General features: G+C 70.8%; 15 protein-coding genes and 2 tRNA genes. 16 read left to right on the top strand and 1 reads right to left on the bottom strand.

Annotation, left to right across the window (positions count from 1 at the left end; translation table 11 throughout):
* Positions 1 to 137 precede the first annotated feature (137 nt).
* The 5 genes from proB to PSQ21_RS09680 all read left to right on the top strand — a co-directional run bounded on the left by proB (position 138) and on the right by PSQ21_RS09680 (position 5,460).
* On the top strand, positions 138 to 1,292 hold the full coding sequence (gene proB / locus PSQ21_RS09700; RefSeq protein ID WP_274030031.1) for a glutamate 5-kinase: 1,155 nt from the start codon (positions 138 to 140) through the stop codon (positions 1,290 to 1,292).
* 127 nt (positions 1,293 to 1,419) lie between these two features.
* Complete coding sequence (locus PSQ21_RS09695; protein ID WP_274030030.1) at positions 1,420 to 1,911, top strand: hypothetical protein; 492 nt, start codon at positions 1,420 to 1,422, stop codon at positions 1,909 to 1,911.
* 189 nt (positions 1,912 to 2,100) lie between these two features.
* Complete coding sequence (locus tag PSQ21_RS09690) at positions 2,101 to 3,384, top strand: glutamate-5-semialdehyde dehydrogenase (protein ID WP_274030029.1); 1,284 nt, start codon at positions 2,101 to 2,103, stop codon at positions 3,382 to 3,384.
* 112 nt (positions 3,385 to 3,496) lie between these two features.
* Entirely contained in the window at positions 3,497 to 4,102 is a 606-nt protein-coding gene (locus tag PSQ21_RS09685) for an SCO2584 family spore wall biosynthesis protein (protein WP_274030028.1), read from the top strand.
* Positions 4,103 to 4,311: 209 nt separating this feature from the next.
* Positions 4,312 to 5,460: an SCO2583 family membrane protein gene (locus tag PSQ21_RS09680; protein WP_274030027.1), complete on the top strand. Its 1,149-nt coding sequence runs from the start codon at positions 4,312 to 4,314 to the stop codon at positions 5,458 to 5,460.
* Here PSQ21_RS09680 and PSQ21_RS09675 read toward each other — a convergent pair.
* Positions 5,375 to 6,523 (bottom strand): M48 family metallopeptidase, encoded by a 1,149-nt coding sequence (locus PSQ21_RS09675; RefSeq protein WP_274030026.1) that lies wholly within the window; start codon positions 6,521 to 6,523, stop codon positions 5,375 to 5,377. The genes PSQ21_RS09680 and PSQ21_RS09675 overlap by 86 nt on opposite strands.
* A gap of 111 nt (positions 6,524 to 6,634) precedes the next feature.
* Between PSQ21_RS09675 and PSQ21_RS09670 the strand changes: the two genes are divergently transcribed.
* The 11 genes from PSQ21_RS09670 (at position 6,635) to leuS (ending at position 15,038) form a co-directional block, all read left to right on the top strand.
* Entirely contained in the window at positions 6,635 to 6,787 is a 153-nt protein-coding gene (locus PSQ21_RS09670) for a hypothetical protein (protein WP_003969217.1), read from the top strand.
* Positions 6,788 to 6,871: 84 nt separating this feature from the next.
* Positions 6,872 to 7,033: a hypothetical protein gene (locus PSQ21_RS09665; protein ID WP_274030025.1), complete on the top strand. Its 162-nt coding sequence runs from the start codon at positions 6,872 to 6,874 to the stop codon at positions 7,031 to 7,033.
* A gap of 38 nt (positions 7,034 to 7,071) precedes the next feature.
* Complete coding sequence (gene nadD, locus PSQ21_RS09660) at positions 7,072 to 7,689, top strand: nicotinate-nucleotide adenylyltransferase (RefSeq protein WP_274030024.1); 618 nt, start codon at positions 7,072 to 7,074, stop codon at positions 7,687 to 7,689.
* Between the two features lie 19 nt (positions 7,690 to 7,708).
* On the top strand, positions 7,709 to 9,487 hold the full coding sequence (locus tag PSQ21_RS09655) for an LCP family protein (protein ID WP_274030023.1): 1,779 nt from the start codon (positions 7,709 to 7,711) through the stop codon (positions 9,485 to 9,487).
* Positions 9,488 to 9,690: 203 nt separating this feature from the next.
* Positions 9,691 to 10,122: a ribosome silencing factor gene (gene rsfS, locus PSQ21_RS09650; RefSeq protein WP_007449662.1), complete on the top strand. Its 432-nt coding sequence runs from the start codon at positions 9,691 to 9,693 to the stop codon at positions 10,120 to 10,122.
* Positions 10,119 to 10,772 carry a histidine phosphatase family protein gene (locus tag PSQ21_RS09645; protein ID WP_274035691.1) on the top strand — a complete coding sequence of 218 codons (654 nt, stop codon included), beginning with the start codon at positions 10,119 to 10,121 and terminating at the stop codon, positions 10,770 to 10,772. Before rsfS ends, PSQ21_RS09645 begins: the two co-directional genes overlap by 4 nt.
* Positions 10,773 to 10,933: 161 nt before the next feature.
* A tRNA-Ala gene (locus PSQ21_RS09640) sits at positions 10,934 to 11,006 on the top strand.
* 132 nt (positions 11,007 to 11,138) lie between these two features.
* Positions 11,139 to 11,327, top strand: coding sequence for a hypothetical protein (locus tag PSQ21_RS09635; RefSeq protein ID WP_274030022.1), 189 nt, complete (start codon positions 11,139 to 11,141; stop codon positions 11,325 to 11,327).
* 3 nt (positions 11,328 to 11,330) lie between these two features.
* Complete coding sequence (locus PSQ21_RS09630) at positions 11,331 to 11,564, top strand: hypothetical protein (RefSeq protein ID WP_097866779.1); 234 nt, start codon at positions 11,331 to 11,333, stop codon at positions 11,562 to 11,564.
* A gap of 131 nt (positions 11,565 to 11,695) precedes the next feature.
* Positions 11,696 to 11,768: transfer RNA gene (locus tag PSQ21_RS09625), tRNA-Ala, on the top strand.
* Positions 11,769 to 12,164: 396 nt separating this feature from the next.
* Positions 12,165 to 15,038 (top strand): leucine--tRNA ligase, encoded by a 2,874-nt coding sequence (gene leuS / locus PSQ21_RS09620; RefSeq protein WP_274030021.1) that lies wholly within the window; start codon positions 12,165 to 12,167, stop codon positions 15,036 to 15,038.
* The last annotated feature ends 16 nt before the right edge of the window (positions 15,039 to 15,054 follow it).

The following is a 15,054-nucleotide window of genomic DNA, read 5'->3' as shown; positions in this document are numbered from 1 at the left end:
CTCCCAGGCCGTCCTTCGATGTCCACCGGGCGGAACGGGCAGGCGGCACAGGCGGCCTCTCGCGTACTGTGCTGTGCCGGGGCGGCACGCAGGCCCCGCATCGGACACCGGGGCGATCCAGGGCAGCGAGGAAGCACGTGGCAGAGCAGAGGCCGTCGGGCCGCGCGTCGGCGGTGACCGGCGCCCGCAGGGTCGTCGTCAAGGTCGGCTCCTCCTCGCTCACCACGGCGTCCGGCGGCCTCGACGCCGACCGGGTCGACGCCCTCGTCGACGTCCTGGCCAAGGTCAGGGACGGCGGCGAACGCGAGGTCGTCCTCGTCTCCAGCGGAGCCATCGCCGCCGGACTCGCCCCGCTCGGCCTCGTCCGCAGGCCCAAGGACCTGGCCCGGCAGCAGGCCGCCGCCAGCGTCGGCCAGGGCCTCCTCGTGGCCCGCTACACCGCCTCCTTCGCGCGTTACGGCGTCCGCGTCGGCCAGGTGCTCCTCACCGCCGACGACACCAGCCGCCGCGGCCACTACCGCAACGCCTACAGCACCCTGGACAAGCTCCTGGAGATGGGCGCCGTTCCCGTCGTCAACGAGAACGACACCGTCGCCACCGACGAGATCCGCTTCGGCGACAACGACCGGCTCGCCGCCCTCGTCGCCCACCTCGTCCACGCCGACCTGCTCGTCCTGCTCTCCGACGTGGACGGCCTCTACGACGGGCCGCCCGGCACCCCCGGCGCCTCCCGGATCGCCGAGGTCACCGGCCCCGCGGACCTGGCCGGCGTCACCATCGGCAGCGCAGGGAAGGCAGGCGTGGGCACCGGCGGCATGGTCACCAAGGTCGAGGCCGCCCGCATCGCCGCCGCCGCCGGCATCCCCGTCGTCCTCACCTCCGCCAGCCGGGTCGCCGACGCGCTGGCGGGCCGCGACACCGGCACGTACTTCCACCGCACCGGACGCCGCTCCGCCGACCGGCTCCTGTGGCTCGCCCACGCCTCCACCCCGCAGGGCGCGCTCACCCTCGACGACGGTGCCGTACGGGCCGTCGTGGAGCGGCGCACCTCGCTGCTGCCCGCCGGGATCTCCGCCGTCGAGGGCGAGTTCAGCGCCGGCGACCCGGTCGAACTGCGCGATCCGCACGGCACCCCGGTCGCCCGCGGGCTCGTCAACTTCGACGCGAAGGAGATCCCCCAGCTGCTCGGCCGCTCCACCCGGGATCTCGCCCGCGAACTGGGGCCCGCCTACGAACGCGAGGTCGTACACAGGGACGATCTGGTCCTCCTCGCGCCGCGCCTCACCCCCTGAAACGGCTGAAAGTCCCGCCTTCCAGCGGGGACCTTCCGTAAAAGCACCCCACGCCCGGCTGTGGACTGGTCCACTTTGTAGTGGGGAACAGGGGTACCGCACAGCAACACATCACAGGAGGCCGCCGGTGAGACGAGCGCGCCCGGGGGCGCCGCCCCGAGGCACGGCCAACCGCGCCCTGACGAGCGTCGGAGCGGGGGCGGATTTCGACCAGAATCCGACCCCGGCGGACGCCGTCGAACAGGAGCCGGTCACGACGGCGAAGGAGGAATCCCCGCAGTCCAAACTCTGGCACATCACGCTCAGCGTGTCGGGCGCCGAGACTCCGCTGGGGGAGGTCAGACGCGGCCTGGAACAGCTCGCGCACGACCACCCCTTCCTGTTGACCAGCCGCTACGCGAGCGATCACGCGGAGATCCGCTACTGGGAAGAGGCCCGCGACCTGCACGACGCGGCCGCGGTCGCGCTGCGGCTGTGGGGCGAGCACCGCTCCAGCGCCCAGCTTCCGCCCTGGGAGATCGTCGGCCTGGAAGTCATCGACCGGGAGACCTACCACCTGCGGATCGCCGAGGGCTACGGGCCGCCGCCCGCCGCCCCCGTGGGCGTACACCCCTACTGACCCAGGGGCTCCGGACCGACTCGACGCCGACCCGCGGGGACCCGGGAGGGTTCCCGGGGGATATCCGCGGTGATCCGAAGTGATCCGAAGTGATCCGGGGCGGTCCGGGGCGGTCCGCCCCTCGGGTCGTCCGTCTCGCATCACGGGATACGTGACGGATGCCCGCAGAGTGCGCATTACTCTGCGGGCATGACCACGCTCTCGCCCTACGACAACCTCTCCCCGGTCGCGCAGACCGCCTACCGGGCCCGCGCCGCCGCCGCCGACATCGCGCCGCTTCCGCGCGCGGCCAAGGACGACGCGCTGCTGGCCATCGCCGACGCCCTCGAAGTGCGCACGAGCGAGATCGTCGAGGCCAACGCGAAGGACGTCGAGCGCGCCCGCGAGGCCGGGACGAGCGAAGGCATCATCGACCGCCTCACCCTCACCCCGGAACGCGTCCGTGCCATCGCCGCCGACGTACGGGACGTCGCGGCCCTCCCCGACCCCGTGGGCGAAGTGGTGCGCGGCTCGACCCTGCCCAACGGCATCGACCTCCGGCAGGTGCGGGTCCCGCTCGGCGTGGTCGGCATCATCTACGAGGCCCGGCCCAACGTCACCGTCGACGCCGCCGCTCTCTGCCTGAAGTCCGGCAACGCGGTCCTGCTGCGCGGCTCCTCCTCCGCCTACGCCTCCAACACCGCCCTCGTCCGCGTCCTGCGGGACGCGGTCGGCGGCTCCGGACTGCCGGCCGACGCGGTGCAGCTCGTCCCGGGCGAGAGCCGTGACTCCGTGACGGAACTGATGCGGGCCCGCGGCCTTGTCGACGTCCTCATCCCGCGCGGCGGCGCCTCGCTGATCCGGACGGTCGTCGAGGAGTCCACCGTGCCCGTCATCGAGACGGGCACCGGCAACTGCCACGTCTACGTCGACGCGCAGACGGACCTGGCCATGGCGGTCGACATCCTGATCAACTCCAAGGCCCAGCGCCCCAGCGTCTGCAACGCGGCCGAGACCCTCCTCGTCCACAAGGACGTGGCGGACGCCTTCCTGCCGCTCGCCCTGGACGCGCTGGCCGAGGCCGGGGTGACCGTCCACGGCGACGAGCACGTCCTCGCCCGCGCCGAGGGATCCAAGGCCACCGTGGTCGCGGCGACGGCGGAGGACTGGGAGACCGAGTACCTGTCGTACGACATCGCGGCGGCGGTCGTCGACTCCCTGGACGCGGCGGTCGCCCACATCCGGCTCTGGTCCTCCGGCCACACCGAGGCGATCGTCACCACCTCGCAGGCGGCCGCCCGCCGGTTCACCCAGTTGGTCGATTCGGCCGCGGTCGCCGTGAACGCCTCCACCCGCTTCACGGACGGCGGGCAGTTCGGCTTCGGCGCCGAGATCGGCATCTCCACGCAGAAGCTGCACGCCCGCGGCCCGATGGGCCTGCCCGAGCTGACCTCGACGAAGTACATCGTCACCGGGGACGGGCACACCCGCTGAGGCGTGCGTCGCCCTCGGCCCCTCCCCGGCCGGCCGCGCGCTACTCCGTGCCGATCCGGGGAGTTCGGGGGGATCCCTGCCCAAATGGTCCCGGCCGGGCTACGCTGAATCCGTGCCGGACGACGTGGGGGGCAAGCCGTTTCCTGACGGCGGGGAGCCCGACGACGACCGCGGGGGCGCGGACGAGGACCTCGCCTCCGTGGTGTTCGACGAGGATTTCGTCCGGTCGGCGCCCGTCCACGAGCCCACCGCCGTGGAGCGCCTGCTCGCCGCCGCCGAGGCCCGCGCCGAGGCCGACGCCGCCCGCGCCCGCCGGAGCCGTCGCCCGGACGACGACGTGTGCGACCCCTACGGCGGCCCCCGGGGCTACCACGACCCCCATGACCTCGATGACGACCCGGTCCACGGCATCGGCGCGGGCCACGGCGGCGGGGACGACGACTACGCCGTGGGGCCCTACGGCCGCCACGGCGGCTCCCTGCGCCCCTACCGCAACTCCGCCCGCTGGCACCGCCCCGTCGCCTGGCTGCTCGCCCTGGTGATGGGCATCGGCATGGTCGCCCTCGCCTTCACCGCGGTCTACCGGGGCGCCTCGAACAACCGCCAGGACCAGGTGCCGCCGCCCGTCACCAGCGGCGTGGACAAGCCCGGGGCCGCCCCATCGGCCTCCGCGGGCTACTCCCGCCCCACGGTCCCCGCCGAGCCCCGGGTGCCCTGAACCGCCGCCCCCTCCGTCACCCGTTCGCCGACGGCCCCTCCGGACGCTCCGGCGGTTCCCGGCTGTCTCGGCGTTTACGCGGGCCGCAATCGACCTACCCTCAAGATGTGACCCCTCGTTCCCAGGGGGGCTTCTCGCTGCGGACGCCGCTCGGCCGAAACAGACCGTTGCGCACCGAACCGACCGGTGTGGAGATCGGGAGAGAAGTCATGACAGGCCGCTCAGAACCACCGGACGGTGCGCCCGAGAACCCCGCGGGCGGCGAGGACGAATACCGCTCGCTCGTCTTCGACGAATCGTTCGTCCAGGCTGCGCGGATGCAGGAGTTCTCGGCGCGGGAACGGATGGGCGAGCATGCCCGCGCCGTGCGGGCGCTGCCCGACGCCCAGGTCTCCGTCCGGAGCGGCGGCGGCTCCCGGGCCGCCATAACCCTGGTCGTCCTCATCGCCCTGGCCTTCGCCGTGGCCGTGTACATCGGGTTCCGGAGCCCGTACCCCCAACCGGCCGCCCGACGCGCCGAACCCCTGCGGACCACCGTCGTCCCCCTGGCCCCCCGCGGCGCCGTACCGGGCGGGTCACCCGAGCGGCTGTACCGGGCCGAGCCGGTCTCCGGATTCCGCGTGGGCGCGGCAGGCATCACCTACCCCGCCGTCGAGCGCACGCAGAACTTCTCCGACAGCCAGATCACCGCCGCTCTCGCCACCGCCAAGGACTACCTGGTGGAGTCCTCCCTGAACCCCGACGTCCTCAGCGGCTCCGTCCGCCGGCCCGTCGAGCACCTCCTCGATCCGGACCAGCGCCCCCAGTTCGAACAGAGCCTGAGCCGGCCGGCGGACGACGGGACCCACGCCGCCACCGGATGGCTGGTGCGCTTCGACCCGGAGCGGGTGGAACTCGCGGACCCGCGGATCCGGGTCCAGGGCACCCTCCGCTACGAGGAGGAGGCCCCCGGCGTCCTCGGCGTCGTCTCGGACCACACGTTCACCTACGCCCTGCGCCCGGCGGACGGGCCCCACCGGGACGACGACGCCTCCCTGTTCACCGTCCGGCGTGAGCTGCACTTCCGCTTCGACCGGGAGGACCTGCGACTCCACCGCCTGGAGGTGCGCACCGCACATGTCCAGGCCGGGCCGCAGTCCTGCTCGGCCGACGCGACCGGGATGTTCCGCCCGCTGCTCGCCGGGGAACGGGCGGACGCCCGCGGGCCCGCCGCCACCGACCCGTACGCCACGGGCCGGCCCGCGGCGGCGCTGTGCGGGACCCTGCAGGCCGTCAGCTCCCCGACGGCCCCGACGACGTCCCCGGGCTCCCCTCCTCAGGGTCCTGCGGCCGACCGGACGTCCCGTCCCCGTCCGTAGCGGAACCGTCGGACGGGGACTGCGCCCCGCCCTTCGCGCCCCCGGTCCCGGTGAACCGGTCGCGCAGCTTGCCGCCCAGGTCTCCCGCGCCGCCGGCGATGTCGCCGACGAGCTTCATCAGCGGGTCCTTGCTGGTGCGGACCGTGTCCGCGTAGTGCGAGGCGGACTCCCGGAAGGAGTCGGTCACCGAGGTGTCCTTGTCCGCGTCGCGCCGCGGGTAGTGGCCGTCCATGATCCGCTGGAAGTCGCGGGTCTCCGACCACTTCTTCAGCTCGGCGGCCCGCACGGTGGTGAACGGGTGCGTGCGGGGCAGCACGTTGAGGATCTTCAGGACGGAGTCCCGGAGGTCGCCGCCCTTCTCGTACTCGTCGGCCTGGGCGAGGAAGGCGTCCACGTTCATCTCGTGGAGGTGGTTGCCGCCCGCGATCTTCATCAGACCCCGCATCGAGGCCGTGATGTCCTGGCCGACCAGCAGTCCGGCCCGGTCCGCGGACAGCTCCGACTTGCGGAACCACTCGCGCAGCGCCGTCACTATCGCCATGATCGCCACATTGCCCAGCGGGATCCAGGCGACCTTCACGGCGAGGTTGGTCAGGAAGAGCAGTATCGTCCGGTACACCGAGTGACCGGAGAGCGCGTGGCCCACCTCGTGGCCCACCACCGCCCGCATCTCCTCCTCGTCGAGCAGCTCGACCAGACCGGTGGTGACCACGATGATCGGCTCGTCCAGCCCGATGCACATGGCGTTGGGCTGCGGGTCCTGCTTCACGTACATCGGCGGGACCTTCTCCAGGTCCAGGATGTAACACGCGTCCCGCAGCATGTCGTTGAGGTGGGTGAACTGCGCGTCGCTCACCCGGACGGAGTCGGAGAGGAAGAGCAGCCGCAGGCTGCGCTCCGGGAGCAGCCCGCTGAGCGCCTTGAACACGGTGTCGAACCCGGTCAGCTTGCGCAGGGCCACCAGGGCCGAGCGGTCGGCGGGGTGCTCGTAGGCCCGGGAGGAGATCCCGGGGAATCGCCGGCGCTGCCTGCTCGGCACGTTCTCGTGACTGCTTTCGGTCATGGATGGCCCCCTGTTCGTACGAGACGTTGCTCGTCCCCCGGACAAAAGCCAGCGTATGCGCTGGCGCTACGGTGTGCGGGGGGCTGTGGATAACTTTGAGGAGCGCCCGAAATGCCGCACACCGCCGTACTGCTCGCCGCCGCGTCCGAGGAGCAGGGACCGGGTGACACCCTGCGGATCGTGCTGCTCGTCTCGATCCTCGGAGCGGTGCTGCTCGCGTGGTTCCTGCTGCGTGGATACCGCAACGACGACAACAACGACTGAGTCGCCGTGAGCGTGCCCGGGTGGCCCGCATACGATGGGACCGACGTCTTCCTTCCGATTCACGATCGATAGGTCCTGCCGAAGATGAGCCTCACGAGCACCGCGCACCAGCTGGTCACTCTCGCCTCCGAGGGCGGCGAGGGCGGCAACCACGAAAGCCTCAACCCCTACTTGATCGGTGCCGGGGCGTTCCTCGCGCTGATGTTCCTGCTGTGGGTCACCACCCGCTTCAACCGCGACCGCTGAGTCAGGGGCGTACAGCTGTGCCAGTAGGCTCTGCACGCATGGGAGAGCAGGAAGTGCCTACCGGCCCCGGCAAACGCCGCATCGGCGTGATGGGCGGGACATTCGACCCGATCCACCATGGACACCTGGTGGCGGCCAGTGAAGTGGCCGCCCAGTTCCGTCTCGACGAGGTCGTCTTCGTCCCGACCGGGCAGCCGTGGCAGAAAAGCCACAAGAAGGTCTCCCCGGCCGAGGACCGCTATCTGATGACGGTCATCGCCACCGCGTCCAACCCGCAGTTCTCCGTCAGCCGCAGTGACATCGACCGTGGCGGACCGACGTACACCATCGATACGCTGCGGGATCTGCGCGAGGTCCACGGCGACGCGGACCTCTTCTTCATCACCGGCGCCGACGCGTTGTCCCAGATCCTCACCTGGCGCGACGCGGAGGAGCTGTTCTCGCTCTCCCACTTCATCGGTGTGACCCGCCCGGGTCACGTGCTCACGGACGACGGGCTGCCCGAGGGCGGCGTCTCCCTCGTGGAGGTGCCCGCGCTGGCGATCTCGTCCACGGACTGCCGTGAGAGGGTCGCGCAGGGGGAGCCGGTCTGGTACCTGGTGCCGGACGGCGTGGTCCGCTACATCGACAAGCGCCAGCTGTACCGCGGCGAATGAGCCACGGAGAGGGGCACCGGTGAACGACCGACAGAACCCGTACGACCCGTACTACCAGGAGCCGCGGATCGTCGGCTACGACGCGTACGGGCAGCCGGTCTACCAGCAGCAGGGGCAGCAGCAGTACGACCAGCAGGGCCAGGGTTACGACCCCTACGCCGCCCAGCCGGGTCAGGGGCAGCACCAGACCCAGGACACCAGCTACGGCTACGACGCGTACGGCACCCCCCAGCAGCAGCCCCGCGGTTACGACCCCTACGCCGGGCAACACCCGGGGCAGGCGCCCGCGCAGCCCCGGACGCAACAGGGCCAGGGCGCCGACCAGGGGTACGGCTACGACTCCTACACCGACTACGGCTACGCCACCGGGCAGCAGCCCGCCGCCGTCGACACCGACCAGCACTGGAGCGTGCCGCAGCAGGGCGTGGCCCCCGCACCGGAACAGGCCCCGCAGGCTCCCGCACAGCAGCCGCAGCAGCCGCAGCAGTCACCGGACGCGGCGGAGGCGGAGCCCGCGCTTCCGGGGCAGCGCAAGCCCGCCCCCGACTACCGCACCGAGCAGTTCTCGTTCATCGAGGAGCCCGACGAGGACTCCGAAGACGTCATCGACTGGCTGAAGTTCACCGAGAGCCGCAGTGAGCGGCGCGAGGAGGCCCGGCGCAAGGGCCGCAACCGCATGGTCGCCCTGATAGTCGTCGCCGTTCTCGTCGTCGTCGGCGGGGCCGGTTATCTCTGGTCCGCCGACATGATCCCGGGCCTGTCCGGATCGGACGAGAAGAAGACCGTGGCCGCCGGCGCCCAGCAGCGCGACATGATGGTGGTGCACCTGCACGACACGAAGAAGGGCGACACCTCGACGGCGCTGCTCGTCGACAACGCCACCACCAAGCAGGGCACCACCGTCCTGCTGCCCAACTCCCTCGCCGTCGCCTCCGACGACGGAACCACCACCACACTCGGCAAGTCCGTCGAGGACGACGGCAGGACCGGCACCCGGGAGTCGATCGACACCCTCCTCGGCACACGGATCACCGGCACCTGGCGGCTGGACACCCCGTACCTGGAGAACCTCGTCGAGCTGGTCGGCAACATCGAGGTCGACACCGACACCGATGTGCCCGGCGCGAAGAAGGGCGAGTCGCCCCTGGTGAACAAGGGCGAGGGCCAGACGCTCAGCGGCTCGATGGCCGTCGCGTACGCCACGTACCGTGCGCCGGGGGAGCCCGAGGCCAAGCAGCTGACGCGGTTCGGCGAGGTCATGCGGGCCACGCTGCGCAAGATCTCCGAGGACCCCAAGGCCGCGACCGTCACCATCGAGACGCTCCTCCAGGTGCTGGACCCGTCACTGCCCGAGAAGGACCTCGGGGCCTCGCTCGCCAAGCTGGCCTCGCGTGCCAAGGTCGGCGACTACAAGACGGTCCTGCTGCCGGTCCAGGAGGACGGCACGCTCACCGAGGCGGACACCCGCGATGTCGTCAAGGACGTCCTCGGCGGCACGGTGAAGGCCCCGGAGGCGGGCGCTCCGCTCCGGGTCGCCGTCCGCAACGCCACCGGGAACCAGAAGGCCGCCGAAGCCGCCCGGGTCCAGCTGGTCAACGGCGGTTACGCCTTCGTGGACAGCGGCAAGGCAGAGGCCGAGTCGTCGTCCGTCGTGCTCTACCGGTCCGCCGAGGACAAGGAGAAGGCCGCCGAGGTGGCCAAGACCCTGGGCCTCTCCGCGGGTGACGTGAAGAAGGGCGAGCCGGCCGCCAACGCCGACGTGTCCGCGGTCCTCGGTCAGGACTACGAGGTTCCGTAGCCCGCGCGGGGTCGGTGACCGACGCTCCGGCGTCGGCCGCCGGCCCCGACGCGGCTGGTGACCTTCGTGAAAACCCGGCGGTATCCGCCGTTGGGGTCCGGCCGGCTTCCGTGTCCGAAGCCCGCCCGTGAAACGCAGTACGGCTCTGTCGGCGGTCCGTGAGACCCTAGAGGTTGCATCCGACCGCCGACGAAAGCCTGCATGTGACCGCCACGGACCGCTCCATCGAGCTCATCAACGCCGCCGCTCAGGCGGCCGCCGACCGGCTCGCGCACGACATCATCGCCTACGACGTCAGCGATGTGCTGTCGATCACCGACGCCTTCCTGCTGGCCTCGGCCCCCAACGACCGCCAGGTCAAGTCGATCGTCGACGAGATCGAGGAGCGGCTCCAGAAGGAGCTCGGCGTCAAGCCGGTGCGCCGTGAGGGCGACCGCGACGCCCGCTGGATCCTCCTCGACTACGTCGACATCGTCATCCACGTCCAGCACAGCGAGGAGCGTGTCTTCTACGCGCTGGAGCGCCTGTGGAAGGACTGCCCGGAGATCGCCCTCCCCGAGGACGCGATCAAGACCCGCGGCAAGGCCGAGGAGCACGCACAGCTCAACGGCGGCACGGAAGGTGACCAGAGCTGAACGGCAGCAGCAGCGGCACGGGCCGCAGGATCGTCCTCTGGCGGCACGGCCAGACGGCGTGGAACCTGGAGCGCCGTTTCCAGGGCTCCACGGACATCGAGCTCACCGAGGCCGGCGTCGGGCAGGCCCGCCGCGCCGCCCGGCTGCTCGCCTCGCTGAAGCCGGACGCCATCGTGGCCTCCGACCTGCGACGGGCGGCGGCCACGGCCGCCGAGCTCTCCGCCGTCAGCCGCCTCACCGTCGCCCACGACGCCGCACTCCGTGAGACGTACGCCGGTGCCTGGCAGGGGCTGACCCACCAGGAGATCATCGAGCGCTTCGGCGATCAGTACGCGGCATGGAAGCGCGGAGAGCCCGTGCGCCGGGGCGGCGGCGAGCTGGAGACCGAGGTCGCCGACCGGGCGGCCCCGGTCGTGCTCGAGCACGCCGAGAAGCTTCCGGAGAACGGCACGCTCGTCGTGGTCAGCCACGGCGGCACGATCAGGACGACGATCGGCCGGCTGCTGGGCCTGGAGGCGCACCACTGGGAAGGGCTCGGCGGGCTGTCCAACTGCTGCTGGTCCGTCCTCGGCGAGGGTGCACGCGGCTGGCGTCTGCTGGAACACAACGCCGGCACGCTCCCTGAGCCGGTCCTCGGAGACGACGACTAGACGCCGCGGCGACGACGACTGGACGCCGCCGGGAGGCAGTTGAGAGGTCGTGCGCGGGCAGTCCTCGGGAGGCCGGGGCCGGATTTCACTTTCTGGCCGGTCGCACGCTAAAGTTCTTCTTGTTCGCAGCGCGGAAACGCAGGGAAACAGCAGCGAACAGCGGGGCTATAGCTCAGTTGGTAGAGCGCCTGCATGGCATGCAGGAGGTCAGGAGTTCAATTCTCCTTAGCTCCACAATCAGGATCCCGTCCCCACCAGGGGGCGGGATCTTCTGTATGGAGGGCACCGAGCGGGCTGACCCCCTTGCGGGGCCATGGCAGAATCGGAGCGCCGGAGGGGGCGCCGTACCGATCGGGAGGGAGCGCGATGTCTGCGAGTCGCGAACACATCCCCGACCAGCCCCTCGTCACCGCCCCGTCCCCCGACCCCGTACCGTTCGAAGATCGATCCCGTCTCGGCTGTCCGTCCTGCGGTTCGTCCCATGTGGCCCAGGTTCTGGGTGACAACGGAGGGGTCTCCTACGTGTGCACGGCCTGCGGCCACAGCTGGAGCTGACTGATGGGTGCACACAGGCGTAAGTGCGACTGGTGCGGCAGCGGTACGCCCATCGTCAGGGACATGGACCCGCTCAATGCGGAGTACCAGTACTGGTGCGAGGAATGCGCGCGGGCGCTGATCATAAAAGGCGACCCCATCGAGACCTACCGGGAGCTGGAGGGGGAGCCGATCTACGGGAGGCTCCTGGAGGAGCACTGCACCCTCAAGCGCTTCTACTCCTTCGCGACCGCCTGACCTGCGGCGGGTGATCCACCGTTCGGGATGATTCGGGCGTATCGGTGCGGACCGGCAATGATTTGGTGAAGCACCGGGGGGACCGTGTAATGTTCTCGATGTCGCCAGGGAAACCGGGCGGCACACAGCGAGGGGCTATAGCTCAGTTGGTAGAGCGCCTGCATGGCATGCAGGAGGTCAGGAGTTCAATTCTCCTTAGCTCCACAAGATCGACAGTGAAGAAGCGGGTCACCCGGATCGGGTGGCCCGCTTCTCTGTTCTGTTCGGTTCTGTCCGGAGAGCTTCTCGCCGCTCGGAAGCGACTCGGCCGCACCTTCGGCGGTCGGCGGGGGTGTCACGCGTCGGCCACGGAGAGCGGCAGACGTTCGGTGGCGTTTCCGGCTCGCGTGCGCGGTGTCCCGCCCGCTGGTTACTCCCCGCTCCCTTCCGGGCCCGTGCGGTACCCTGACGCCATGCGTGCCGTACGCCTTCTGCTTAGCGAGCCGCGCTGAAGAGTCCCGACCGGTGAGAACGCCTGGTCGGAGTCAGCGCGGCGTCCCCTCCTGTGCGAGGGGATTTTTCGTTTCCCGGCAGATGACGATCGATGGAGCTTTGAGGATCATGAGCGAGACGAATTCCGCAGCCGAGACGGCCGCGCCGCACCGCTACACGGCGGCGATGGCCGCCGACATCGAGGCACGCTGGCAGGACTTCTGGGACGCCGAGGGGACGTACGAGGCGCCGAACCCCACCGGTGACCTGGCGGGCGACCCGGAGCTGGCCGCCAAGCCGAAGAAGTTCATCATGGACATGTTCCCGTACCCCTCGGGTGCGGGCCTGCACGTCGGACACCCGCTGGGCTACATCGCCACCGATGTCTACGCCCGCCACCAGCGGATGACCGGCCACAACGTGCTGCACACCCTGGGCTTCGACGCCTTCGGTCTGCCCGCCGAGCAGTACGCCGTCCAGACGGGCACCCACCCCCGGGTCTCCACCGAGGCCAACATGGAGAACATGAAGCTCCAGCTGCGCCGGCTGGGGCTGGGCCACGACAACCGCCGCTCCTTCGCGACGATCGAGTCCGAGTACTACAAGTGGACGCAGTGGATCTTCCTGCAGATCTTCAACTCCTGGTACGACACCGAGGCCGACCGGGCCCGCCCGATCGCCGAGCTGGTCGAGCAGTTCGAGAGCGCCGCGCGGGCGACCCCCGACGGCCGTGAGTGGAGCGCGTTGAGCGCCACCGAGCGCGCCGACCTGCTGAGCGAGTACCGCCTGGCGTACGCCTCCGACGCCCCGGTGAACTGGTCGCCCGGTCTGGGCACCGTCCTGGCCAACGAGGAGGTCACGGCCGACGGCCGCTCCGAGCGCGGCAACTTCCCCGTCTTCAAGGCCAAGCTGCGCCAGTGGAACATGCGCATCACCGCCTACGCCGACCGGCTGCTGAACGACCTGGACGGGCTGGACTGGCCCGAAGCCATCAAGCTGCAGCAGCGCAACTGGATCGGACGCTCCGAGGGCGCCCGGGTCGAGTTCCCGGTGGACAGCGCCGGCGGCATCACCGTCTTCACCACCCGCCAGGACACCCTGTTCGGCGCGACGTACATGGTGCTGGCGCCCGAACACGACATGGTCGAGCGGATCATCCCGGCCGCCTGGCCCGAGGGCACCCACCCGGTGTGGACCGGCGGGCACGCGAGCCCGGCCGAGGCCGTCACCGCGTACCGCAAGCAGGCCGCCGCCAAGTCCGACGTCGAGCGGCAGGCCGAGGCCAAGGACAAGACCGGCGTCTTCACCGGTGCGTACGCGACCAACCCGGTCAGCGGCGAGAAGGTCCCCGTCTTCATCGCCGACTACGTCCTGATGGGCTACGGCACCGGCGCGATCATGGCCGTACCGGCGCACGACGCGCGCGACTTCGCCTTCGCGCGCGCCTTCGAGCTGCCGATGCGCTGTGTCGTCCAGCCCTCCGACGACCGCGGAACCGACCCCTCCACGTGGGACGACGCCTTCGCCTCGTACGACGCGAAGCTGGTCAACTCCGCCAACGACGAGATCTCGCTGGACGGCCTGGGCGTCGTCGAGGCCAAGGCGAGGATCACCGACTGGCTGAAGGAGCACGGCGTCGGCGAGGGCACCGTCAACTTCCGGCTGCGCGACTGGCTGTTCAGCCGGCAGCGCTACTGGGGCGAGCCGTTCCCGATCGTGTACGACGAGGACGGCATCGCCCACCCGCTGCCCGAGTCGATGCTGCCGCTGGAGCTGCCCGAGGTCGAGGACTACTCCCCGCGCACCTTCGACCCGGAGGACGCGAGCGCCCAGCCCGAGACCCCGCTGTCGCGCAACGCCGACTGGGTCAACGTCACGCTGGACCTGGGCGACGGCGCCGGCCCCCGTAAGTACCGCCGCGAGACCAACACCATGCCCAACTGGGCCGGTTCCTGCTGGTACGAGCTGCGCTACCTGGACCCGAACAACGACCGCCAGCTGGTCGACCCGGCCATCGAGCAGTATTGGATGGGCCCGCGCGAAGGTCAGCCCACCGGCGGTGTCGACCTGTACGTCGGCGGCGCCGAGCACGCCGTACTGCACCTGCTGTACGCGCGCTTCTGGTCCAAGGTGCTGCACGACCTGGGGCACATCTCCTCCGCCGAGCCGTTCCACAAGCTGTACAACCAGGGCATGATCCAGGCCTTCGTCTACCGCGACAGCCGGGGCATCGCGGTTCCCGCCGCCGAGGTGGAGGAGCGCGACGGCGCGTACTACTACGAGGGCGAGAAGGTCAGCCGCGTCCTGGGCAAGATGGGCAAGTCCCTGAAGAACGCGGTCACGCCGGACGAGATCTGCGCCGAGTACGGTGCGGACACCCTGCGCCTGTACGAGATGGCGATGGGCCCCCTGGACGTGTCGCGCCCCTGGGACACCCGGGCCGTGGTCGGTCAGTACCGGCTGCTGCAGCGCCTGTGGCGCAATGTGGTCGACGAGGTGACCGGTGAGATCACCGTCGTCGACACGGAGCCCGGCGAGGAGACGCTGCGCGCCCTGCACAAGGCCATCGACGGGGTCGGCCAGGACATGGCGGGGATGCGGTTCAACACCGCCATCGCCAAGGTCACCGAGCTGAACAACCACCTGACGAAGGCCGGCGGCCCGCTGCCGCGCTCCGTCGCCGAACGGCTGGTCCTGCTGATCGCCCCCCTGGCTCCGCACATCGCGGAGGAGCTGTGGCGGCGGCTGGGCCACACCGAGTCGGTCGTGCACCAGGACTTCCCGGTGGCCGACCCGGCGTACGTCGTGGACGAGACCGTCACCTGCGTCGTCCAGATCAAGGGCAAGGTCCGGGCCCGCCTGGAGATCTCGCCCGCCATCACGGACGCGGAGCTGGAGGCCCTGGCCCTGGCCGACGAGGCGGTCGTCGCGGCGCTGGGAGGGGCCGGGATCCGCAAGGTGATCGTGCGTGCGCCGAAGCTGGTGAACATCGTCCCCGCGTGACCACGGCCGCGTGACG

Origin of the sequence: Streptomyces sp. MMBL 11-1 (assembly GCF_028622875.1) — a bacterium.
In the GTDB taxonomy this organism is placed as follows: Bacteria; Actinomycetota; Actinomycetes; order Streptomycetales; family Streptomycetaceae; genus Streptomyces.
Note: the sequence above shows the minus strand (reverse complement) of the source record. Positions and strands in the feature narration are given on the sequence as shown.